The sequence below is a fragment of the Galbibacter sp. genome (assembly GCF_048266365.1).
GTDB lineage: Bacteria > Bacteroidota > Bacteroidia > Flavobacteriales > Flavobacteriaceae > Galbibacter.
In genome coordinates, this window is sequence record NZ_JBLWZP010000008.1 from 33,363 (window position 1) to 56,534 (window position 23,172).

Below are 23,172 nucleotides of genomic sequence, written 5' to 3' on the forward strand. Positions count from 1 at the left end.
AAAAAGGGCTCATAATTTTATAATTTAATTTTCCCTGCGATGTTGATAAAACCATAAGAAATACGGATCTGAGAGAAATTATATGATTGCACAATCAAATCCTAAGGCACACCTGATGCAGTTTACAATTTAAACTCTGCCCAAAGCGGATAATGGTCGGACAACAAATAAGACAAACTGAGCTTCGATATATCTCTATTTGTCAAAGCTTTACCTACAAAATCATAGTTTCCACCATCAATAAATTCAAGCGATAATTTAGGTTGATTCCCAGAGCCGTTAAACCAGGCGATCTGATCGTAGTATTTGGTCTGATTAAAAATGGATCGTGTTGTATTATCATTCTGTAGTTCCGCAGGAATATACAAGCCTTCAGAAAGGAAGGTTCTATCCAATAAATCTCCCCTTTGATCGATATTAAAATCACCCAAAGCGATAAGGTTTTGATGGTAGGCATGTATGTCTGATGACCAATCTGAAAGCCATTTTGCTATTCCCTTTAGTTCCTTAATCCTATCGGATGATTTTTTACCATACAGAATATGCAAAGTAACCAAGATGAAGGTTTGTGTATTAGAGCGGAAGGATACAGCGTAGGGGGTGCGCACAAATTGTTCGTCAAGTGCTTGTTGACTTGCTGTTTGGGTCCATTCATTTGGAACTACCAATTCTCCGGCTAATCCTGAAAGTTGTACACGCCGAGTATCAAATAGATAGGCCATCCGCTCTCCATTTCCTGAATCTCCTTTGGTTACATCTGTTAGTATTAATGACCAGTTATCCCCTAATATTTTCAAGGTATCCCGAAGAGCCCGTATATTGGCCTTTACTTCTTGAATCGCAATAACATCAAATCTTTGAATAATCTCAGCGATACATAAAATCGATTGTAAATCCCGTTTGGGACTGTCCTCTTCTTCACTGACCCACTTTCGGGTAAGATTACCGAATGCACGAATGTTCCACGTGGCGATCAACAAGTTTCTGTCCAATTCCTTGAATGGAATTTTAAGGTCAAGATCTTGTTTCAACAGCTCAAGGTTTTGCTGAACTTCAATTGGTGGGATATCAAATATAGTTGGCATCTTATAAATTTACACTTTTTTGACGTACCTAAGTGATACTGATGTATTTAAAGCATAATTCATCGCTAAAATAACATGAATTAAACGAAAACTTAACAAACCCGTTGCCTTTTAAGATCCCGGGAGGTTAATTGATAACGTTAAAACTTCTTTGATTTCCCTCAATAGAATCCGAATCGAATACCAACAATGCCAAACAAATTGTATTTTTAACTTCTAATGTCTAAACTTATACGTTAAGATTCTATAAATGAATACATTAAAAGAAATACACCATAAATTATCCTTGTTTTTACGCAAGTACTACTTCAATGAACTTTTGAAAGGTCTCTTTCTGTTTATATGTGTGGGTTTGTTGTATTTCATAGCAGTTGTGTTACTGGAATATTTTCTTTGGTTAGATACTACTGCACGACTCCTTTTATTCTGGACATTTGTGGGCATTGAATTTCTCTTGTTTATCAAATTCATCTGTATTCCACTATTGTATTTATTCAAACTCAGAAAAGGGATTGACTATAAAGAAGCTTCTAAGATTATAGGAAATCATTTTCCAAAGGTAGGCGACAAACTTTTAAATCTATTACAACTCGCCGAGGACAAGAAACAATCAAATTTATTACTGGCCAGCATTGCGCAAAAGGGCGAAGATCTAAAACCCATCCCATTTCAACGCGCCGTCAGTTATAAGAAGAACTTAAAATATGCCTATTACGCCGCCATTCCGGTTCTTAGTATTCTGGTGGTAGTGCTTATTGGAAAAATCAACACCTTCACGGATAGTTATAAACGAGTTGTCGACTACCAAACCGCGTATATCCCTCCTGCTCCCTTTGAATTTTTGATTGTTAATGATTCCCTTAAAACCCTAAAAGGAAAATCTTTTACCCTAGAAGTGCAAACTACGGGAAGTAAGATTCCACAGGACATACAAATTGTCATCGGTGATAAGCAATTTTTTATGGAAAAAGCCAGCAGTGGCAAGTACCAATACAGGTTTCAACAACCCGTAGAAAACACTAAATTTGAATTACTGGCCACCGATGTGACTTCCCTGCCCTATGAGCTTGAAGTCATTCCGACACCAAGTTTACTGTCGTTTAAAATGACCTTAAATTATCCCGATTATACAGGTAAAAGTACTGACACCATAAAGAGTACCGGAAATGCCACCGTTTTAGAAGGAACAGAGATCCATTGGGCCTTTAATGCGGAAGATACAAAGTCTGTTTCTATAGCTCTTCAAGACAGCACCCATATCTTATCCAACAGAAATCAGCATTTTTCGTTAAGCAAACAAATTTTCATCAACTCCTCTTATACGGTGGCAACAAGCAATGAACATCTCAAAAACTTTGAAAAGCTAAACTTCAACATCGCAGTAATAAAGGACAAACATCCCTCCATAAAGGTTGAAGAGCATATTGATAGCAGTGCTATAAATCGAAAAATCTACACAGGTGCTATAAGTGATGATTATGGTATTGGAAAATTAGAGGTTCACTACAAAAACCTGGCTAACGATAGTCTGTTTACGGCAGACATTCCTGTTATGGGACAAACCGTTGATCGTTTTGTATACGAATTTCCAATGGGCCTAAAGATTAAAGAATCCGAGGACTATGAATTCTATTTTCAAGTAACTGATAACGATGCTTTAAGAGGTGGAAAAGTAAGTAAAAGTCAACGCTTTCACTATAGAAAATTAAGCAACAGCGAACTTCAGGATAAACAATTGGAAAATCAAAAACAAACCATTGACCAATTGCAAAACACTATCGAAGAATCCCAACTACAAAAGAAACAGTTAAATGAAATTAACGACATTAATAAGCAAAAGAATCAACTTAACTTCAACGATAAGAAAAGAATAGATCAATATTTATCTCGTCAGCTTCAACAAAATGAAATGATGGAGAAGTTTCAAAACAAGCTCAGTGAGAACCTCAGTCAATTTCAAAAAAATAATGATGAAAAGTCTGAATTCAACAAGCTACTTAAGGAGCGATTGGAAAGACGACAGCAGCAACTCAAGGAAAATGAGAAAATGATGGAAGAGCTCGCAAAACTTACCGATAAAATCAACAAAGAAGAACTCAGCAAGCGCCTAGAAGAAATGGCCAAAAATCAGAACAACAACAGTAGGAGTTTAGAGCAAATTCTTGAACTGACTAAGAGATACTATGTACAGGCCAAGGCTGAAAAACTAAAAAAGGATATTCTTTCAACTGCCAACCAACAATCAGAGTTGGCAAAGAAAGAAAATAGCCAAAGCGCAGACCAACAAAAACTCAACTCGCAATTTGAGCATATTGAGCAGGAGTTGGATCAACTTCAAAAGGAAAATGAAGCGCTGAAGAAACCCATGGAAATAGGAAGGGATAAGACTCTTGAAGAACAAATTAAAAACCATCAAAGGGAGGCAATTAAACAATTGGAGGAGCCGAACTCAAAGCAAAATGCACAAGAATATCAAAAAAAGGCAGCTGATAAATTAAAGGAATTGGGTAATAGCATGAACCAAAATATGCAGTCTGCAAACCAGGACAGTTTACAAGAGGATACTAAAATGCTAAGACAAATTTTGGACAATCTTGTACTGTTTTCTTTAAAGCAAGAAAGCCTAATGAAAAGCATTGGAGTCCTCAAGGAAACAAACACAAACCTATCGGTATATTTAAAGCAGCAGAACGATCTAAAATCTGTATTTGAACATGTTGATGATAGTCTCTTCACCCTTTCACTTAGACAGCCAAAACTTACAGAACAAATTAATGCTAACGTCAATGATGTGTATTATAATATTGACAAGGCTCTAGCGGAATTTGCAGAGAATCGTTCATACCAAGGAGTATCCTATCAGCAATATGCGCTTACAGCAACGAATACCTTAGCGGACTTTTTGAGTGATCTCTTAGATAATATGCAAGAAACTTTATCTATAGGTTCCGGTAATGGTTCTCAAGATTTTCAATTGCCGGACATAATCCAATCACAAGGACAATTAAACCAAGAGATGAAAAATGCCATAGAACAACAGCAGAAAAATCAACAAAGTGGCAAGGAAGGATCTCAAGGAGAAGCAAAAGGAGAAAACCCTACTGAAGGTCCAGGTGGTGAAGCCATGTCCGAAAAATTATTTGAAATCTACAAACAACAACAATTTCTTAGAAATGCTTTAGAACAGCAACTCGACAAGTTCAATAAACCATCGGATAAGCTTACTTCAAAAAAATTAGTTGAAACCATGAAGCAACTAGAAGAAGATTTAATAGAAAAAGGATTTACCAAAGCCAATGAACAAAAAATGTTGCAACTTCAGCATCAATTACTAAAATTAGAAAATGCTGCCGTGCAACAAGGTCAAAAACCAGAACGAGAAAGTCATACAACCGAGCAAGAATTTACCAATCCTACAAAAAAGTTAAGCCCTGAACTTCAACAATATTTAAATGAAGTTGAAATATTAAACAGACAAAGCTTACCTTTGCGGCGAATTTATAAAGAAAAGGTGAACACCTATTTTAAAACAGATGATTAATTTTCATTACGAAACAGATTTTATAATTGACAATCCAGTTCAGTATAGTAGTTGGATAGAAAATATCATTTTGTCAGAATCCAAAAATTCTGGAGAAGTGAATTATATTTTTTGTGATGATGATTACCTCTATAAAATAAATGTAGATTACCTAGATCACGACACACTTACAGATATCATTAGTTTTGATTATTCTGATCACACCACTATTCAAGGAGATATATTTATTTCCATACAGCGTGTTAAAGAAAATGCCGAGGAATTCAATGTGACTATAGAGAATGAACTTCGAAGAGTTATGGCTCATGGCATCCTACACTACTGTGGATATAAGGATAAAACCGAAGAAGATACTAAAATAATGCGACAAAAAGAAGAAGAAAAAATCGCCTTATTTAAATAGACTCCCCAATCAATCCCATATAGAACAAGGCTTACCCCAGCTGTTTCACGTGGAACAACAAAAAAACAACTATGGAACAAAACATCCTTTGCGCCTCGCATTGGATACTGTTTTAAATTTCGTTTTTTTGCAAAACAAATAGAAAGTAAAAAAACCCAAATTTATGTTTGATAAAGAATATGATGTAATTGTTGTAGGTGCAGGTCATGCCGGTTCAGAAGCTGCCGCAGCTTCGGCAAACATGGGCGCCAGCACCCTACTGGTAACAATGAACCTTCAAAACATAGCACAAATGTCTTGTAATCCGGCCATGGGTGGAATTGCTAAAGGACAGATTGTAAGAGAAATTGATGCCATGGGTGGATATTCTGGAATTGTTACTGATAAAACAGCAATACAATTCAAAATGCTCAACAAATCAAAAGGTCCTGCGATGTGGTCTCCAAGAGCACAAAGTGACCGTATGCGATTTGCAGAACAATGGCGTTTAATGTTAGAACAAACACCAAATGTAGATTTCTATCAAGAAATGGTGTCAGGTCTTATAATAGAGAAGGATATTATAAAAGGCGTTCGAACTTCATTAGGAGTTGAAATAAGATCTAAAGCCGTTGTACTTACAAACGGAACTTTTTTAAATGGACTTATCCATATTGGAGATAAACAATTTGGAGGTGGTCGTGCAGGTGAAAAAGCCGCAACAGGAATAACCGAAGAACTCGTTAGATGTGGATTCGAATCTGGCAGAATGAAAACTGGAACACCCCCTAGAGTAGATGGTCGTTCTTTAGATTTTAGCAAAATGGTTGTACAACCAGGTGATGAAAATCCAGAAAAATTTTCGTACACAGATCTCACAAAACCCCTAACTCATCAACGAGATTGTCATATGACATATACTAGCCCCCTAGTTCATGATTTACTTAGAGAAGGTTTTGATCGTTCGCCAATGTTCAATGGAAGAATCAAAAGTATAGGACCGAGATACTGTCCATCCATAGAAGACAAAATAAACAGATTTGCAGATAAGGATCGTCACCAAATGTTTATAGAACCAGAAGGATGGGATACGGTTGAATATTATGTCAATGGTTTCTCAACTTCATTACCAGAGGAAGTACAATTCAAGGCGCTAAGATCTGTAGTAGGATTCGAAAACGTGAAGTTCTTTAGACCAGGTTATGCTATAGAATACGACTACTTCCCTCCTACACAATTAAAGCATAGTTTAGAGACTAAACTGGTAGAAGGTTTATATTTTGCGGGTCAAATTAATGGTACTACCGGATACGAAGAAGCAGCTTCTCAAGGTTTAATCGCTGGAATAAACGCAGCTCTAAAAGTTCAAGAAAAACCAGAGTTTATATTACAAAGGAACGAAGCTTATATAGGAGTATTAATAGATGATCTTATTACAAAAGGAACTGAAGAACCATATCGTATGTTTACTTCTAGGGCGGAATATCGTACCCTACTTAGACAAGATAATGCTGATTTACGTCTTACTCCTAAAAGTCATGAAATTGGACTAGCGTCAGAAGAACGATTAAAACGAATGGAAGAAAAACAAAAAGCTTCCACTGCATTTGTACACTTTTTTAGAGAAACAAGTGTTAAGCCTGAAGACATAAATCCAATATTAGAATCAGTCGATTCATCCACGATGAAGCAATCAGATAAGATGTTTAAAATCTTTGCGAGACCAAATATTACTCTTGATCTTTTAAGAAAATTAGATACTGTAGAAAACTATATTCAACAAAATAATCTGGATAGTGAAGTCTTAGAGCAAACAGAAATCCAAGTTAAATATGCAGGCTATATAGATAAGGAAAAAAACAATGCAGATAAGTTAAACCGTCTAGAAGATATCAAAATCCCAGATCATTTTAATTATGATAATCTAAAATCATTATCATTTGAAGCTAAAGAAAAATTAAAAAAGATTAGACCTATAACACTTTCACAGGCCTCCAGAATTAGTGGAGTTTCACCGAGTGATATAAGTGTTATGCTCGTTCATATGGGTAGATAATTATAAAGGGTTCCACGTGGAACCCTTCTTATTTGAATTAATACTATCTTGCAATCTTTTTATACATGAAAACAAAATCTACACACATAATGTGCAAGGATCACCTAGTTAGCGGTGAAGAATTCCAGATAAAAGAAACATCTAGAAAGGGTATTTTAAAAACACTTCCTGTGCCTGAACCAAACAAAATTGGTGACTATTACGCTAGTGAATCTTATATTTCACATACAGATTCAAAGGATAATTTCATTGATAAAATATATCAACTGATCAAAAAAATTTCCATCAAAAGAAAGTATAGAACCATACTTAAATATAAAAAGGATTCCAAAACGCTCCTCGATATTGGTAGTGGGACAGGGGATTTTTTAAATGTCTCTAAGGACTATAATATAAGTTCAATAGGCACAGAACCAAACGAACATGCAAGAGAATTGTCACGGAAAAAAGGCAATACCATAGTTGAGTATTTGGATCAAATCCAGGATAAAAAGTTTGATGTAATTACAATGTGGCATGTACTTGAACATGTATATGATCCAACAATGTATTTAAAAAAAATACATAATTTATTACATCGAGATGGTTTACTTCTAATTGCCGTCCCCAATTATAAATCTTATGATTGTAAATATTACAAATCAAATTGGGCGGCTTATGATGTACCACGTCATTTATGGCACTTTAGTAAAAGTGGTATGAAACAATTAGTAGAAGAGCAGGATTTTAAAATTACAAAATTAAAATCCCTACCATTCGATTCATTTTATGTAAGTCTATTATCAGAAGAAATTAAAAGCGGAAAGAAAAATATCGTCAAAGCATTTTATATTGGCCTTTTGTCAAATTTAAAAGCCCTTAGTACTAAGGAGTACTCTTCAATACTCTATATAGTAGAAAAAAATACGAAATAAAGCTTTAGAAGACATTTAAGAGTATTACATACGTAAGATATATATTGATAATGATATTACATTTAAAGTGTTTTAAATCGCTTTAAATAAGCTTAATTCTAATAACTAAAACCTATTCAATGTTTAATTATTATAAATTGTATAAATACTAATAATTTAATCGTTCTAAATCAAAAATTCCAGTTTGTTTTCTATTTTTGCTATCAACATAAATTTAAATAAAAAATGAAGAAAATAATTCTAATAATAACCGTTGCCCTGGCATCTATTTCTTGCCAACAAGACAAAATTGCTTTTGTCGACAATACCAAACTTCTAAATGAATATCAAGAGAAGATTGACATTGAAGCAAAATATAAAGGTAAGTTTGAAATTTTTGGTAAAAAGAGAGATAGTATAACTCAAGTTTTCCAAGGTGAAGCACAAGCGTTTCAACAAGAAGCTCAAAAACTTTCTCAAAGTGTAGCTCAGGAAAAATACCAAACGTTAATGCAAAAGAGTCAAACGATTCAACAACAAGTTCAAATGGAAGAACAACAATTAGCAATGGAAAGTCAAGGCGAAATTGATAGTCTTCTTAAAAAAGTTAAAGTATTTGTAGAGGACTATGGTAAAACTAACGGTTATACCTATATCCTTGGAAAAAATGATGCTGGTAGTGTAATGTATGGAGAAGATAGCAAAGATATTACTGATGAACTTCTAAAGGCATTAAACGATGCTTACAAAAAATAAGTGATTCGTTTACAATACAATTTAAAGACGCTTTACAAAGCGTCTTTTTTTATGCCCCTAAATTAAGGCTCAAAATATAGTACATATCATTTGTCTCGATAAATTACATAGGAAAAAATAAAATGTCCAACTGTTGAAAAATTAAAATAGATCATTACATTTGCAACCATCATCCTATCGGATATTAGTACGTAATATCCTAGCTTGAAATGGGTCATTAACTCAGTTGGTTTAGAGTGTCACCTTGACAGGGTGGAAGTCACTGGTTCGAGTCCAGTATGACCCACAATTTTCAACTTTTCAAACACTATTTACTGCTGTTTGTTCTCCCGAATGTTTTCAATAACATTCTTTATCTTTTCTTTCTCCCCCGGGAAAAATCCTTGAAGGATTAGTACAAATCCAAAGAAGATAATAATCAAACTTATTATACGCTTGATTTTGAATATTCTACGAGGTGTAAGTTTGGTTCTTAATTGCTTCGCCAATAATATTTTAAAACAATCTATGATTAAATAAGTAGCAAGAATACTGCTCATGAAGATAAATATACGCTTATCATCCATTTCCAATTTTGGTCCAAAAATAAAGATGATTCCTAACCAAAAACCAAGCACACCAATATTGATAAAATTTAAAAGAAAACCCTTGATAAATAATCTAAAGTAATTACGTTTAACGGTAACTTGATTAATAACATTTCGGATGTCCCGTTTAAAATCCGTTTTACATTTTCGATAGGACACATATCCATAAGCAATAAGGATAATACCTCCAAAAATAAATAAAGAAGGTTCATCCTTAATCTTATGTAATATTTTATTAGTACTGAAATAGGCAATTAGAATGAATAAGAAATCTCCTAATACCACCCCTAAATCAAAGGCAAGTGCAGCTCTAAAACCCTTTACAGCTCCCGTCTGTAACAAAACAAAGAAAACAGGTCCAATGGTAAAGGCTAACAAGATTCCAAGCGGTATAGCCGTAAAAATATCTTGAATCATTTAACTATAGATCAATAAACAGTTTAAGGTATCCCAAAATAATGAGACCGAACAAAACAAAGGTACACAATGCTAATCATTCTTCTCATATTGAAAACAAAAAGTATACTCCCCTAAACATTAAGCAACTTAAACCTAATCAAGAATTGTCCTTATTATTTTTCATTAATAGTACCACCGATAAAGGTTTGTTTTTCCAAAACCTTTGGGTTACCATATACATTAATCGTACCTCCAACTCTAACTTTGGCATCAGCATAATCACTGGCCAAAATATCAGCCGAACCACCTGCTTTTACCATAACCCTAGTCTGAGAGGATTGCAATTCTTTTCCATTAAATTGACCTCCGGTGTTTACATCAACATCCTGATTGGAGGCGGTTCCTTTTAAACTTAAAATACCACCTGAACTTGCTTTGGCTTCCAATCTTTCTACGTCTAAGGACAACTCAATTTCCGCCTTCTCTTGAACACGTAGGTCTATATCAATTTGTGAAAAGGTATCCTCACTGGTAATGAATGAATTTTCGTTAGCATCAATAGCATCAATCATACCTTTGGTATACAAGGTAATATAGGTAGTATAACCGTTGAATACCTCATTGATATTCATACGAATTTTCAACTTTCCATTCTTATTAACAAGTACAACTTCAGATGTATTTTTTCCAGAAATAATAGCTTTATTCTTATTGCCTTGGATCAAGGTAACTGAAAGACCATCATATACTTTTACTTGGTGAAATTCACCAAGATCCTTTGTTAAATTATCTTGGGCCACCAAAGAAGTTGCACCACATAAAAACATAAATATCACTAAATACTTTTTCATTGCTTTTTGGTTTAAATTAAAAAATTAAAGGTAAGTGAGAATTTAAATTTCAAAGAATTCTAAAACCCAAAAAATGTTAATTATTAAGTTTTTTTCCAGTGATCACAAAATCGAGATGACGCTTTTGCAGATCAGAACTTACCATTTTAACGAAAACTTCGTCACCTAATTGGTAGCTTTTACCAGTTGATTCTCCAACCATGGAAAAGGTTTTAGGATCAAAATGGTAATCATCATCCCTCAAACTTTGTGCCCTAACCATACCTTCGCATTTGTTTTCTATAATTTCAACATAGATACCCCATTCGGTAACTCCAGAAATAACACCCAAAAACTCATCTTCAAAACGATCCTCCATATACTTAATTTGCATGTACTTAATAGAATCTCGTTCAGCATTAGTGGCTAATATTTCCATATCAGTAGCATGCTTACATTTTCTTTCAATCTTATCTGCCTCCACTGCCGAACCACCATCTAAATAATGCTGTAGTAAACGATGCACCATCACATCAGGATAACGACGAATTGGAGAAGTAAAATGGGTATAATAATTAAAACCTAAACCATAATGTCCAATGTTCTCAGTACTATAGATAGCCTTACTCATAGTTCTTATGGTCAAGGTATCTATTAAATTTTGTTCCTTCTTACCTTGTACGTTTTCCAATAAGCTATTTAAAGACTGTGTAAGGCTCTTTTTGCTCTTCATATCGAGGCTATATCCAAACCGAGATATAACGCCCTGTAACTGCATTAATTTTTCCTCATCCGGGTCGTCATGTATACGGTAGACAAATGTTTTTTTCTGTTTTCCAATATACTCGGCAACCTTACGGTTAGCCAATAACATAAATTCTTCAATAAGTTTATTGGCTTCTTTAGATGATTTGAAATAAACACCAATAGGTTCGTTTTTATCATTTAAGTCAAACTTAACTTCAACTTTATCAAATGAAATTGCACCGGCATCCATACGTCTTTCACGCATTATCTTTGCAACTTCATTCAATTGTAAAATGGCATCTGCAATAGGCGCTTCCACTTCGTATTCTTCTCCGGTTAATGATAATGTTTTGGGAACCTTATTGGATTGGGTATCTATCATGACTTGTGCTTCCTCATAAGAGAACCTGGCATCTGAATAAGTAACAGTTCTTCCAAACCATTGGTTAAGAATTTGACCATCTTTATTCATTTTGAAAACAGCAGAAAAAGTATATTTTTCTTCGTGAGGTCGCAATGAACAGGCATTGTTAGAAAGTATCTCGGGTAACATAGGCACTACCCTATCAACCAAATACACCGAGGTAGCTCTTCTGTATGCTTCTTCCTCTAAAATAGAATCCGTATCAATGTAATAAGAAACATCAGCAATATGGACACCAACTTCAAAATTCCCATCTTCAAGAACTTCAAAAGATAAGGCATCATCAAAATCTTTTGCATCTTTCGGATCTATGGTGAAGGTAAGAGTCTTCCTCATATCACGCCTATTTTTTATTTCTTCTTTGGTTATCGAGGTGTCCAATTGATTGGCGTAATGACTAACCTCTAATGGAAAATCATAAGGTAATCCATATTCCGCTAAAATGGCGTGCATTTCAGTTTCGTGTTCACCAGGTTGTCCAAGGACTTCAATAATTTTTCCAATAGGGGAATCTGCCTTTTTTGGCCAGTCTGCCAACTCAACAATAACAAGTTCACCGTTTTTAGCCGTACCGACATTTTCCAGAGGAATATAAAAATCAGTTTGCATTTTGCTATCAGAAGGTCTTACAAAACCAAACTTATCCTCCATTGCCAATTGACCGACAAAGGTTGTTTTCTTGCGTTCCAGTATTTTGGTAATTTCTCCCTCCGGATTTCTACCGTGCTTACGACGCGGGAAAATATAAACCTCTACGAAATCCTTATCAAAAGCTTTATTAATGGAATGTGAAGGAATATAAACATCCTCATTCATATCGTCTAAAATCACATAACCATTCCCTGACGAAGTTAAATCTAATGTACCCTGGTAATAATTCTTTTTGACAATAGCTTTATACTTTCCTGTTTCAACCTCAAGTATTCTTTTTTCATTTTTAAGCTTACCCAACCGCTTGATCAACTCATTTCGACTTTTAGTATCGGTTAATCCTAATTTGGAAGCAATTTGTTTGTAGTTATAACTTTTGTCACGATCTGATTCTAGGACCGTAAATATTCCTTTAGTTAGCTCATTCTTAAACTGTTTATGAGCTCTTTTTTCTCTTCTTGACATATATTATTTTTGATTCTTTAAAGTACAAATAAATCATTTATACCGAATTCTTTTTTGTAGAACGTTTAAAATTCCCGGTGATTTGGAACCACATTATTAATTTAGTGGGTTATATAAATTATATAATATATTGATATTAAGCTATTTAAATATATTATCATCTATAGTATCTGTGGTTTCAATATACGGATAAGTACTCCTGCAGTTATGTAATTAAGCTTTGAACAGCGCAAGTAATAGTTCATACGATAGGCTAAAAGTAAGAAACTAAAACAATAATCCTTGTTTTACCTGCAAATGTTAACGCAATTTTAAAGAAAAAAATAACTACTTTTAACTAGCAGGCATACAAAAAATGATGTGATGAAAAATTTTATCTTGGTTGCTACCTTCACTTATCCGCATGAATGTTATGTGCTCAAACACGTACTTGACGATCAGGATATCCCCTTCTACCTTGAGAATGAAACCATGGTTGGTATTTCTCCTTTTTATTCAAATGCACTGGGCGGCATAAAACTATTCGTTCACAACGAATTTGTAGAAGAGGTACAAGAAATTATTAAAGAACTGGGAGATTCAAACAATCATTTAAAAATTGTTTAATAGCCTACGTACTTAAAATCTATTGTCAAAACTTCACTTTTAAAAAGCAGACAAGTTTTAAACTTATTAACTATTATAAACATATAAATCTTTTTCTTTTAAAATTTAAAAATAAAAATGATGGTTATGATGGTGTGTTAACTTCTACTACAACTTTTTTAGTTATTACTAGGATTTAAAACTTATCCTTACTTATGCACAGCTATTAACAATTTGTTTTTACTATAATGGCTTGAACTTGAATAAAAAATGAAAATTTCTCCACAGTTGTCAACAACGTAATTAACACTGTTTTCTTAATAAGTAATTCTATATTTCATTGTTGATAACTACCTAAAAGTGGTTGATGAAATGTCAACTAAAAAGCAAAGAATCTGCTTGCATTATTCAAAAATATTTACAATCTGATTTTTTAAATGACTTAACCAAATAAACTTAGTAGTTTTAAGTACATACATATCAACAATTTGAACTATATAGTAATGAGTTGATTGTTAAGTTATTGTAAATTTAAATTAACATGGGTGTTCATAAAGTTAAAAACATAGTATTTGTTAACTTTGTATCAGATCAATTACACAATAAAAATATGAAAATAGCAATTGGAAATGACCATGCCGGTACCGAATATAAAGCGGCTGTTGTAGAATTTCTTCAATCAAAAGGTATAGAGGTTTCAAATTTTGGAACAGATGGTCTAGAAAGCGTTGACTATCCAGATTTTGTACATCCCGTGGCCTCGAGAGTAAACGATAAACAAGTTGATCTTGGTATTTTAATCTGTGGAACGGGAAATGGTGTCGCCATGACTGCCAACAAGTATCCAAATGTTCGTGCAGGATTATGTTGGAACAAAGAGATTGTACAATTAATAAGAGAGCACAACAATGCCAACATATTATGTATACCTGCGCGCTTTACTTCTATTCCCCAAGTTATTGAAATGGTAAGAGTATACCTAGATACCGAGTTTTTAGGTGGTAGGCATACCAATCGTATTGAAAAAATTCCATTAAAATGCTAAGTTTTAGCTAAGAGTAAAATGGAAAGCGAACCACTTGACAATCTTTAGTGGTTAGATCTTATAGCGACACTGTATCGTTAAGGTGGTTTTTACGCTAAGATATACAATGGACCCATAGGTGGATTAAATCGTACAGGACAAATGGATACTAAAAACTTTACAATTAAAGTCAAGACCTTTGAGCAACTGAGTAAGCAAGAATTATACGAACTCTTAGCCCTACGAACGGAAATTTTTGTTGTAGAGCAGCAGTGCGTTTATCAAGATTTGGATTTTAAAGACCAAAAGGCATTACATATTTTGGGCAAAAAAGGAAATAGTTTAGTGGCATACACCCGCGTTTTTAATGCGAATGATTATTTTAAACAAGCCAGCATAGGAAGAGTTCTTGTAAGGGACCAGCATCGAAAGCAAGCCTATGGTCATAAAATTATAGAAGCTTCAATTGAGACTATCTATAACCACTTTAAACCGCAACAGATACTACTTTCTGCACAGCAACATCTAAAGCAATTTTATAAAGCACATGGATTTACGCAAGTTGGGCAGGGCTACCTAGAAGATGGAATTCCTCATATCAAGATGATTAAGGATTGATTTTAATTGTCTTCTTATCCATATTTAAATCATCAAGCATGGAATTGGTAAATTTATAATGCCCCTTGGTCGTTATAATTTTAAATCGATAGGATTTCATCTTACTTAGAACATCTAGAAACATCCATTTAGACTTCAGAAGATTGGGTTTTTCAGATTTTAAACCGATTTCAAAAAAGTGTTTAATTCCATTTTTATCAGCTACTATATCTGGAGTAATGACCACATCACTTCCTTTTTTTGAAAAGGATTTAGGTGTCTGATACCCTTCTAAATCAGCCTTAATATTGTCATATCCGCGATTCTGTAGGTACTGAACGGTTCTATTTAAAAAATCTGTGTGGTTTATTTTTTCTTTTTTTATCATGCTAATAAGGTAATGAATATTTGTTAATTATCAAACTATCAACAAGTTAAAATTTTTATAAAGGATATATTACAAACTATTTAGGTTACTATTTTCCTCTATTCCTTTAGTGAAATTTCGTTAATATCATTGTTGATTTTTCCAACTGGATTACTTTAAATTCTATTCATTTGTTACGGAATGTAGGTTCTGTGGTATATTAAAATTTTCTTAAGGAGTAAGGGTTTAATTCCAAAATATTTCCCAAAATGCACGTAATGAAAAGTTAAAAAATTCTTGAGGTCCATTGTGTTGGTTTAACTTGGTGCAAACTAATACCAACCACTATGATAGGACTTCGTAAAATAGTATTGCAGTCCGGATGCTTTTTGGCGTGTTGTACTTCTACCCTGGCTCAGGATTTAGAATTGAAACTTTTTGTGTATAAGAATGATAAGCCTGTAGAAAAATTTGGAATTGCAAATATCAGCAGTAAAGTAGAAGGTGAATTCGTCAATGGCTATCATCTTATCAAGGCGGAAGAAGGAGATGAATTATTTATAGCCTCTGTTGAATTTAATAATTTTCACAAGATTGTTAGTAAAGCGGATATTGAACAGGGCTATATCGAAGTTTATTTTAAGGATGATGTTATTGTCTTGGATGAAGTTATATTAAACCATAATACGTTGTCCTATGGAAGATTTACCTCAAACAATCCCAAAACATATACACCCGCAGAAGCTCGCTTAAAAGCCGCTACTAAAATATATTATAAGGACACCATTAGTAAATATGCATATGAAGAACCCGCAATTAGACTAGCTTTAGATCCTCTAATTAATCTGATTAGTGGTCGTACCAAGCGATTGAAAAAAGAGCTCAAAGTAGAGCAAAGTGATATAATCGTATCCTTTTTGCATACTTATTATAGAAGATTTATTTTGGAAGAATTGAAGGTTCCAAAGACGTATTACCACCTATTCTGTTATTATGTTTCGGATAACAACAAAGGAATTCACAAAATCAACGATACAAAGCGAGTTGAATTTATAATTCGCAGGTTATATCTGAAATTCTTGGACCAAACAACTAGTGAATTTTAGCCGCTGACTAATTCAAAATTTGTTGGTAATGAGCTGAATCAGTCAACACTGCAGTTGCTTCAGTAATGGCCTGGTCGTTTTTAAGATAATAATCATATAGCCCATCCCTATAAAAATAACGGATGATGAGTTCATCTTCAATATTTTTTTGAATGCTTTGTTTGTACTGATCTAAGGAGCTTAATTTAACGGTCTCTATATCCTCAAGGAGTGTTTGATAATCTGCCTTAATCTGTGATCCAAATTCATTGATTTCTTCGCTTCGCATGATGTCTTTTAAAGCCTTTTCTGTGTTGGTTTCGTAAGAAAAGCCGTGAGATTTAACAAAGGTTTTAAACTGCTCATAATCAGTTGCAGTAAAATTAAAATCAGCGATATTTTCTATTGGATGTTTGTAATAATAATTGGTAGCAAAATCGAAAATTACTTGATTTTCTACTAATGCAGAAGTCAATCCATTATCCTTTAGATGATCCAGCGCAATATCAGGAGTAACGCCACCCCCATCATAAACCTTGCGTCCGTTAAGAGTATGGAATTCATTAAAATCTTTTTTGATCACGGCCTTACCCTCTTCATCTCTATTCCAGTAGTCGGTGGACTGTATGCAGCGACCACTAGGGGTATAATATCTTGAAATTGTCACTTTTAACTGGGTTCCATAATTCAACTTTATGGGCCGTTGTACCAATCCTTTTCCAAAACTCTTGCCCCCTACAATTACAGCGCGATCCAAATCTTGTAAAGCACCGCTGACAATTTCACTGGCTGATGCACTTCGTCCATTGATTAAAACCACTAATGGGATTTCTGTATCAACAGGATTTTTTCTGGTGTGATATTCTTTGTTGAATTTTTTCACCTTGGATTTTGTACTGACAATGAGCTGATTTTTATGCACAAATAAATTACAGACATCAATGGCTTCAGTCAACAACCCTCCTGGATTATTCCTCAAATCCAAGATAATCTTCTTCGCTCCTTTTGATTTTAAGTTCTCGAGTGCATCTTTAGTTTGTTTTGATGCTTTGCTGTTAAATTTAGACAAAACGATATAACCTGTTTGTGCATCGATCATATTGAAATACGGTACTGCGTCGATTTCTATTTCTTCACGAGTAACTGTGGTGGTTTTAGATTCTCCTTGTCGTTTAAACCCAATTGTAACCTCACTTTTATTTGAACCTTTTAGAAGCTCTGTGGCGTCTTCTTTAAGTTCACTAACATTGGTGTTCCCAACCCGAATTATTTCGTCTCCTGCTTTTAAACCAGCCTTATCGGCAGGATATCCTTTATAGGGCTCGACAACCACTAACTTGCCTTCGAAATTTCTAACCACAGCACCGATACCGGAGTACTCCCCTGCAGTATTTATTTTAAAGCCCTCCACATCTTGTTCGTTCATGAATTGGGTGTAGGGATCTAATTCTTCCAACATGCTCTTAATAGCTGTATCCATCAGCTCGGCAGGATTGGTTTCATCGACATAGTTCATGTTGAGTTCCTTGAACATTGTGGTGAAAATCTCAATTTGCTTCGCAATTTCAAAAAAATCATTTCTAAAACTACTGGACACTAGTAGGATCACTAGGGCTAGGATAGGGATTATTATTTTCTTTTTCATCGTGAACCGTTTTTTAGGGCTAACTAGGGCTTTAAATTATGGAATAATTATTCATTTTGGTTATTTGACTCCTAAAACAATCCTTTTTCTACGGCTTTAACTGCTGTTTGAATTTCTCGGAAAGCCTGACTAGAGTGTTCTGCAGATCATCAAAAATCGGCACCTCTCTTCCAGTATATAAAAAAATAAAAGCATAACTTTCAGAGTCCGTTTCCCGGATAAACAAGTCTTTGTTCAGACGATAGACTTCTCGAACCAGCCTTTTAATACGATTTCTATCTACAGCCTTTTTGAAGGATCGTTTCGAAACAGACACTGCTACTTTTACAGGGGTATCCGAATTTTGTTCTGTTTTCAGATACACTAACCGCAACGGATATTTGGACACCGAAGACCCTTGGGAAAATAATTTTCCAATGAGAATTTTGTTCTTGAGCCGTTGTTGATTACCAAAGGATTGATCCATACCATTTATTTCGAGTGTAAAAATAAGAAAACCTCCCTAAGGAGGCTTCTTATTTTAACTTAATGTAATCGCAATGTTGGGTTAATCGAACTGAACAGTATTGTTTGCCCGATCTACATCGGCCATAAGTTCAGATGGGTCAATGACAATTGCTTTAATGCTACTCTTAGGTTTTTGAATTTTAAAACTATAGTTTGGATCACCCCATACCCAGTCCTGTAGCACGGTACGTTTTACTTGGAAAGGATTACTTTTTTCGCCATACATCATCTGTAAGGGGATATAGAAGTATTCCATAGAGCCATCTTTATAAAACACCATAATATCAATAGGCATCGGCATAAGACCAATACGGTTAAGTTTTACGGTTGTGCTTTGATCAGCAGCTGTAACCTCCTTAATACCGTAGTCTATGGTATTGGTGGTTTTTGTCCAATCTGTTAGATACCAATTTAAGTTTGTACCGGAAACTTTTTCTGCTACTCTTGTAAAATCAGTTGGTGTTGGGTGAGTATATTTGAATTCGTCATAATATTTATGAAGCGTTTCCATTAATTTATCCTGCCCGATTACATACCCTAACTGAGAAAGAAAGATGCTTCCCTTACTGTATGCGGCAACAGAATATGCCGCATTATAAGCATAGCGATCCGCATGGGTACTCAGTGGTTGTTCTTTTCCAGATTCTACGATGTATTGGTATCCTCTATAAGAACCCTTAAAAGGGTTTGGTTCATTGTCACCGCTGATTTGATTCTCTGCCAAAGTGGAGATAAAGGTTGTAAAACCTTCGTCCATCCATGGATGAGCCAACTCATTAGTTGCTAAAAGATGTTGGAACCATGCATGTGCAAATTCATGAGCGGTTGTTCCAAATAGACTTCCATAATTTTCACCTCCTGTAATCAACGTACACATGGCATATTCCATTCCACCATCACCTCCTTGGATAACGGAGTATTGTTCCCACGGATAAGCACCAATATTTTTAGTAAAGAAGGTAAGAAGTTTTGCTGTTGGCTGTTGTACTTTTTTCCAATTTTCTACAACCTTATCATTTCCTTTGTAAAGGAAGTGAAGGGTAACACCTTCCGGAGTTTCCATCTTATCATGGATATATTCAGGGTCTGCAGCCCATGCAAAGTCATGAACATCATGTGCTTTAAAATTCCATGTCAAGGTTTTTCCTCTATGTTTTTTAACCTTTACGCCTTGATCTTGGTAACCATATCCAATTTCATTGGCATTTTGCAACACTCCGGTTCCACCGATGATATAGTCTTTGTCAATAGTGATATTTACATCATAATTTCCCCAAACTCCATGAAATTCTCGAGCAATGTACGGATCAGCATGCCATCCTTCAAAATCATATTCTGCCATTTTAGGATACCATTGTGTCATAGAAAGGGCAACTCCATCATTATTATTTCTACCGGAACGTCTGATTTGAGCAGGGACCTGTCCTTTGAATTCCATATCAAAGGTTACTGTTTCTCCAGATTTTATAGGAGTGTCAAGGGTTACTACCAAGGATGTTCCTTCCTCTGAAAACTGTACAGTTTTTCCATCTTTAGTAAGGGAAGAAACTTTTAAATAACCAATCTCAGCTGGACTTAACTCTGCAATTCGACTTTGGTAGTTAGGATTTTCTTTAGTTCCTAGGTTGTTGACCATTCGTCTGTCCGGATCTGGTATGGTTTGCAAACGCATATCCATTTCACTTCCCGGTTGAAAGGCATTAAAATACAGATGATAAAAAACCCGATCCAAATCATCAGGAGAATTATTGGTGTATTTTATTTGCTGTGTACCGGTGAATTGAAACTTTTCGACATCCATCTCAATGTCCATTTTATAATCGGCACGTTGTTGCCAATAGGACTCATCAACTACAGCCGAGGATTGGTTTTCCGACTGGGGATCAATACTAGGAGAATTTGCCTGTGCGTAAAGCGTTAGCGTCAATGCGGCTACAGTTAAAATTGCTCGTTTCATTTGTTTTGAAGTTTAGAAAAGCGTCCCTAACAATACAGTTAAAAGGACGCTTAGTTTATTATAGTTTGATTTTACCACTGGCCACTTTGTCGGCTAGAATTATGGCATTGTATAGGTTTACCATTTTACCTGATTTGGAAACTTCTCCAAAAGGTTTGGTTTCGTTAGGGTTTCCACCTAAACTTACATTTATGTTTGTAGTAAGACCAGATTGCATAATGATCTGTTTTACTTGAGCTGCTTTTAATTTTGGGAAATAAGAACGAATTAAAGCGGCAACACCAGCAACTTCAGGAGCAGCCATGGAAGTTCCTTGTAAATACTCATATTCGTTATTTGGTGTAGTAGCATAGATTTTAACCCCAGGAGCAAATACGTCTACATTATCCTTACCGTAGTTAGAAAATGAAGCAATAAGGTCAGTTCCGTATTTGTAATTTAGAGCACCAACAGTTAAGAAGTTATCTGAAATTTCTTCACCATTATTTTCATTATCGTTGGGATAAACGTTGTTCTGATCCAAATCTAAAGACTCATTTCCGGCTGCTTTTACAATCAGAACATCTTTCGATGCAGCATATTTAATAGCATCCCATACCCATTCTTTGTGAGGTGAGTAATATTTCCCAAAACTACCGTTGATTACTTTTGCACCATTGTCCACTGCATATCGAATAGCTAAAGCAACATCTTTGTCGTACTCATCACCGTCAGGAACTGTACGAACAGACATGATTTTAACGTGCTCTGCAACACCGTTCATTCCAATACCGTTATTACGTTGGGCAGCTATAATTCCCGCAACATGAGTTCCGTGCTTAGCGTGTTCTTTATCACCGGTAACATCGTTATTTCCGTAGTTGGTATCTTCGATGTTTTCAGGGTCATCCCCTACGATTGAACGACCATCGTAATCTTTGTTAAGATTGTAATTAAGTCGGCCAGCGAAGTAGTCGATACCTCCTTTGATTTCTTCTTTAACCGCTTCTACCGAATCCGCGAAACTTAGCATTTGAGTCATGGCGGCTTTTGCTTGAACAACTTTTTCATCCTCGGATTCTAGCTGACTTAAATCTTCTTTAGTATAGGTTTTTTTACCTAACTCTTCTTGAAGTATTGCATCAGCCGAAGTAACTGATTGCATAATCTGCTCGTAACGATTCTTGTTTTTTAATGTTTTGTCGTACTCCTTTTCGTATTCTGCTTTAGCACGTTTGTACAAATCAGAACCATCATCACCTTTACTCAAAATACGGACGTATTCTAATTGTTCATGGTTAGCTTCCCCAAGGAAGTTCCATCCGTGAACATCATCGATAAAACCATTATTGTCATCATCGATATTGTTGCCTGGAATTTCATCTTCATTGGTCCAGATAACATTTTTTAAATCCTCGTGCTCAATATCTACACCGGAATCCAAGACACCAACGATAACTGTAGTTGGTTTGAGTTCCTTAATGGTATTAAAAATAGCCTCATATGCTTTATCAACACTCATTCCGGGAATGGTATCTGAGACTAAATCACTATGTCCCCAATGCTTTAACTGGGCATCACTTAAAGTGGTTGTTTTTTGTGAGGTTGCAAGAGTATTGACCTCAGGTGATAGTAAAATAGCAGGAGATCCGCACCCTACCAAAAGCGTCGTAGTTATTGCCCCAAGAGCAAAGGATTTTTTAATATTCATCGTTTAAAATTTAATTAAATAATTCATTAAATGTGAAGGTATTATTAAGTCTTACCCCCTTTTCGGTTTGTTGAAGTGTGCAAACTTCATTATGTGCGTCGTGCTGAAATACGATATAATAATTATTTGTAACGGCTTTGTTCAAAAACTTGTCTTTTTCTTCTAATGTGAGCAATGGTCTGGTGTCGTATCCCATCACATAAGGCAATGGAATATGCCCTACTGTGGGCAGTAAGTCCGCGGCAAAGACGATAGTTTTTCCCTTATAAGTTAGATGTGGAATCATTTGTTTGTCTGTATGCCCGTTAACCATTAGTACATCAAAACCGACAGGCGTATTTTGAATATAATCTGATTTGCCGGTTTCTATAAACTTTAACTGTCCACTTTGCTCTAGTGGGAGGATATTCTCCTTAAGAAAGGATGCCTTCTCCCTAGCATTGGGTTTAGTTGCCCATTCCCAGTGGGGCTGATTAGTCCAGTAAACTGCATTCTTGAAAGCAGGTTCGTATAAGCCACTCTCACTAAGCTGAATACTACCACCACAGTGATCAAAATGTAAATGTGTCATAAAGACATCTGTGATATCATCTCGATGAAAACCGTGCTTCTCCAGAGAACTATCCAAATGATGAGGCCCCCAGAGATGGTAATAACTAAAAAATTTATCGGATTGCTTGTTCCCGAGTCCCGTATCTATTAAAATGAGCCTATCGCCATCTTCAATAAGAAGGGATCTTGCTGCGATATCGATCATGTTATTAGCATCGGCAGGGTTTGTTCTATTCCAGAGGGATTTTGGAACCACGCCAAACATTGCACCTCCGTCCAACTTAAAATTCCCTGTTTCCACGGTATATAGTCTCATAAAACGTATTTATGTTTGAATCCTTTCGAAA

At 35.1% G+C, this 23,172-nt stretch carries 19 protein-coding genes and 1 tRNA gene; 10 read left to right on the forward strand and 10 right to left on the reverse strand.

From position 1 onward, the window contains the following. Positions 1-122 precede the first annotated feature (122 nt). On the reverse strand, positions 123-1,085 hold the full coding sequence (locus ACN0TV_RS12230; protein WP_417363205.1) for an endonuclease/exonuclease/phosphatase family protein: 963 nt from the start codon (positions 1,083-1,085) through the stop codon (positions 123-125). Between the two features lie 250 nt (positions 1,086-1,335). Between ACN0TV_RS12230 and ACN0TV_RS12235 the strand changes: the two genes are divergently transcribed. The 6 genes from ACN0TV_RS12235 (at position 1,336) to ACN0TV_RS12260 (ending at position 8,999) form a co-directional block, all read left to right on the forward strand. Next, on the forward strand, positions 1,336-4,626 hold the full coding sequence (locus ACN0TV_RS12235) for a DUF4175 family protein (protein WP_417363206.1): 3,291 nt from the start codon (positions 1,336-1,338) through the stop codon (positions 4,624-4,626). Further along, positions 4,619-5,029, forward strand: coding sequence for an rRNA maturation RNase YbeY (gene ybeY / locus ACN0TV_RS12240; protein ID WP_417363207.1), 411 nt, complete (start codon positions 4,619-4,621; stop codon positions 5,027-5,029). Before ACN0TV_RS12235 ends, ybeY begins: the two co-directional genes overlap by 8 nt. A gap of 163 nt (positions 5,030-5,192) precedes the next feature. After that, positions 5,193-7,064, forward strand: coding sequence for a tRNA uridine-5-carboxymethylaminomethyl(34) synthesis enzyme MnmG (mnmG, locus tag ACN0TV_RS12245; RefSeq protein WP_417363208.1), 1,872 nt, complete (start codon positions 5,193-5,195; stop codon positions 7,062-7,064). A 65-nt stretch (positions 7,065-7,129) separates the two neighbouring features. Then, a complete protein-coding gene (locus ACN0TV_RS12250; protein ID WP_417363209.1) occupies positions 7,130-7,978 on the forward strand; it encodes a class I SAM-dependent methyltransferase in 849 nt (282 codons plus the stop codon). A 225-nt stretch (positions 7,979-8,203) separates the two neighbouring features. Next, positions 8,204-8,713, forward strand: a complete 510-nt coding sequence (locus ACN0TV_RS12255) for an OmpH family outer membrane protein (RefSeq protein WP_417363210.1) — start codon at positions 8,204-8,206, stop codon at positions 8,711-8,713. A gap of 211 nt (positions 8,714-8,924) precedes the next feature. Beyond that, a tRNA-Val gene (locus ACN0TV_RS12260) sits at positions 8,925-8,999 on the forward strand. 25 nt (positions 9,000-9,024) lie between these two features. Here the strand turns inward: ACN0TV_RS12260 and ACN0TV_RS12265 are convergent. The 3 genes from ACN0TV_RS12265 to rnr all read right to left on the reverse strand — a co-directional run bounded on the left by ACN0TV_RS12265 (position 9,025) and on the right by rnr (position 12,816). Next, entirely contained in the window at positions 9,025-9,717 is a 693-nt protein-coding gene (locus ACN0TV_RS12265) for a LysE family translocator (RefSeq protein ID WP_417363211.1), read from the reverse strand. 155 nt (positions 9,718-9,872) lie between these two features. Beyond that, a complete protein-coding gene (locus tag ACN0TV_RS12270; protein ID WP_417363212.1) occupies positions 9,873-10,550 on the reverse strand; it encodes a head GIN domain-containing protein in 678 nt (225 codons plus the stop codon). A 76-nt stretch (positions 10,551-10,626) separates the two neighbouring features. After that, on the reverse strand, positions 10,627-12,816 hold the full coding sequence (gene rnr / locus ACN0TV_RS12275) for a ribonuclease R (RefSeq protein ID WP_417363213.1): 2,190 nt from the start codon (positions 12,814-12,816) through the stop codon (positions 10,627-10,629). A 363-nt stretch (positions 12,817-13,179) separates the two neighbouring features. Here rnr and ACN0TV_RS12280 point away from each other — a divergent pair, with 363 nt between their 5' ends. The 3 genes from ACN0TV_RS12280 to ACN0TV_RS12290 all read left to right on the forward strand — a co-directional run bounded on the left by ACN0TV_RS12280 (position 13,180) and on the right by ACN0TV_RS12290 (position 15,043). Beyond that, entirely contained in the window at positions 13,180-13,422 is a 243-nt protein-coding gene (locus tag ACN0TV_RS12280; RefSeq protein ID WP_417363214.1) for a DUF2007 domain-containing protein, read from the forward strand. 589 nt (positions 13,423-14,011) lie between these two features. Beyond that, on the forward strand, positions 14,012-14,446 hold the full coding sequence (rpiB, locus tag ACN0TV_RS12285) for a ribose 5-phosphate isomerase B (RefSeq protein WP_417363323.1): 435 nt from the start codon (positions 14,012-14,014) through the stop codon (positions 14,444-14,446). Positions 14,447-14,587: 141 nt separating this feature from the next. Further along, positions 14,588-15,043: a GNAT family N-acetyltransferase gene (locus ACN0TV_RS12290; RefSeq protein ID WP_417363215.1), complete on the forward strand. Its 456-nt coding sequence runs from the start codon at positions 14,588-14,590 to the stop codon at positions 15,041-15,043. Here the strand turns inward: ACN0TV_RS12290 and ACN0TV_RS12295 are convergent. Next, positions 15,033-15,410 carry a hypothetical protein gene (locus ACN0TV_RS12295; RefSeq protein WP_417363216.1) on the reverse strand — a complete coding sequence of 126 codons (378 nt, stop codon included), beginning with the start codon at positions 15,408-15,410 and terminating at the stop codon, positions 15,033-15,035. The genes ACN0TV_RS12290 and ACN0TV_RS12295 overlap by 11 nt on opposite strands. A gap of 326 nt (positions 15,411-15,736) precedes the next feature. Here ACN0TV_RS12295 and ACN0TV_RS12300 point away from each other — a divergent pair, with 326 nt between their 5' ends. After that, complete coding sequence (locus ACN0TV_RS12300; RefSeq protein WP_417363217.1) at positions 15,737-16,495, forward strand: hypothetical protein; 759 nt, start codon at positions 15,737-15,739, stop codon at positions 16,493-16,495. Between the two features lie 7 nt (positions 16,496-16,502). Here ACN0TV_RS12300 and ACN0TV_RS12305 read toward each other — a convergent pair whose 3' ends face one another. From ACN0TV_RS12305 to ACN0TV_RS12325, 5 genes are all read right to left on the reverse strand, one after another. After that, positions 16,503-18,119 carry a S41 family peptidase gene (locus ACN0TV_RS12305; protein ID WP_417363218.1) on the reverse strand — a complete coding sequence of 539 codons (1,617 nt, stop codon included), beginning with the start codon at positions 18,117-18,119 and terminating at the stop codon, positions 16,503-16,505. A gap of 88 nt (positions 18,120-18,207) precedes the next feature. Beyond that, positions 18,208-18,585, reverse strand: coding sequence for a ribonuclease P protein component (rnpA, locus tag ACN0TV_RS12310; protein ID WP_417363219.1), 378 nt, complete (start codon positions 18,583-18,585; stop codon positions 18,208-18,210). Positions 18,586-18,666: 81 nt separating this feature from the next. Continuing rightward, on the reverse strand, positions 18,667-20,583 hold the full coding sequence (locus tag ACN0TV_RS12315) for a M1 family metallopeptidase (RefSeq protein WP_417363220.1): 1,917 nt from the start codon (positions 20,581-20,583) through the stop codon (positions 18,667-18,669). A 58-nt stretch (positions 20,584-20,641) separates the two neighbouring features. Next, positions 20,642-22,273 (reverse strand): S8 family peptidase, encoded by a 1,632-nt coding sequence (locus ACN0TV_RS12320; RefSeq protein WP_417363221.1) that lies wholly within the window; start codon positions 22,271-22,273, stop codon positions 20,642-20,644. A 10-nt stretch (positions 22,274-22,283) separates the two neighbouring features. Next, on the reverse strand, positions 22,284-23,141 hold the full coding sequence (locus ACN0TV_RS12325) for an MBL fold metallo-hydrolase (protein ID WP_417363222.1): 858 nt from the start codon (positions 23,139-23,141) through the stop codon (positions 22,284-22,286). Positions 23,142-23,172 lie beyond the last annotated feature (31 nt).

Coding starts and splice junctions, on each gene's coding strand:
- ACN0TV_RS12230 (WP_417363205.1), bottom strand. CDS start 1,085: ATGCCAACTATATTTGATATCCCACCAATTGAAGTTCAGCAAAACCTT.
- ACN0TV_RS12235 (WP_417363206.1), top strand. CDS start 1,336: ATGAATACATTAAAAGAAATACACCATAAATTATCCTTGTTTTTACGC.
- ybeY (WP_417363207.1), top strand. CDS start 4,619: ATGATTAATTTTCATTACGAAACAGATTTTATAATTGACAATCCAGTT.
- mnmG (WP_417363208.1), top strand. CDS start 5,193: ATGTTTGATAAAGAATATGATGTAATTGTTGTAGGTGCAGGTCATGCC.
- ACN0TV_RS12250 (WP_417363209.1), top strand. CDS start 7,130: ATGAAAACAAAATCTACACACATAATGTGCAAGGATCACCTAGTTAGC.
- ACN0TV_RS12255 (WP_417363210.1), top strand. CDS start 8,204: ATGAAGAAAATAATTCTAATAATAACCGTTGCCCTGGCATCTATTTCT.
- ACN0TV_RS12265 (WP_417363211.1), bottom strand. CDS start 9,717: ATGATTCAAGATATTTTTACGGCTATACCGCTTGGAATCTTGTTAGCC.
- ACN0TV_RS12270 (WP_417363212.1), bottom strand. CDS start 10,550: ATGAAAAAGTATTTAGTGATATTTATGTTTTTATGTGGTGCAACTTCT.
- rnr (WP_417363213.1), bottom strand. CDS start 12,816: ATGTCAAGAAGAGAAAAAAGAGCTCATAAACAGTTTAAGAATGAGCTA.
- ACN0TV_RS12280 (WP_417363214.1), top strand. CDS start 13,180: ATGAAAAATTTTATCTTGGTTGCTACCTTCACTTATCCGCATGAATGT.
- rpiB (WP_417363323.1), top strand. CDS start 14,012: ATGAAAATAGCAATTGGAAATGACCATGCCGGTACCGAATATAAAGCG.
- ACN0TV_RS12290 (WP_417363215.1), top strand. CDS start 14,588: ATGGATACTAAAAACTTTACAATTAAAGTCAAGACCTTTGAGCAACTG.
- ACN0TV_RS12295 (WP_417363216.1), bottom strand. CDS start 15,410: ATGATAAAAAAAGAAAAAATAAACCACACAGATTTTTTAAATAGAACC.
- ACN0TV_RS12300 (WP_417363217.1), top strand. CDS start 15,737: ATGATAGGACTTCGTAAAATAGTATTGCAGTCCGGATGCTTTTTGGCG.
- ACN0TV_RS12305 (WP_417363218.1), bottom strand. CDS start 18,119: ATGAAAAAGAAAATAATAATCCCTATCCTAGCCCTAGTGATCCTACTA.
- rnpA (WP_417363219.1), bottom strand. CDS start 18,585: ATGGATCAATCCTTTGGTAATCAACAACGGCTCAAGAACAAAATTCTC.
- ACN0TV_RS12315 (WP_417363220.1), bottom strand. CDS start 20,583: ATGAAACGAGCAATTTTAACTGTAGCCGCATTGACGCTAACGCTTTAC.
- ACN0TV_RS12320 (WP_417363221.1), bottom strand. CDS start 22,273: ATGAATATTAAAAAATCCTTTGCTCTTGGGGCAATAACTACGACGCTT.
- ACN0TV_RS12325 (WP_417363222.1), bottom strand. CDS start 23,141: ATGAGACTATATACCGTGGAAACAGGGAATTTTAAGTTGGACGGAGGT.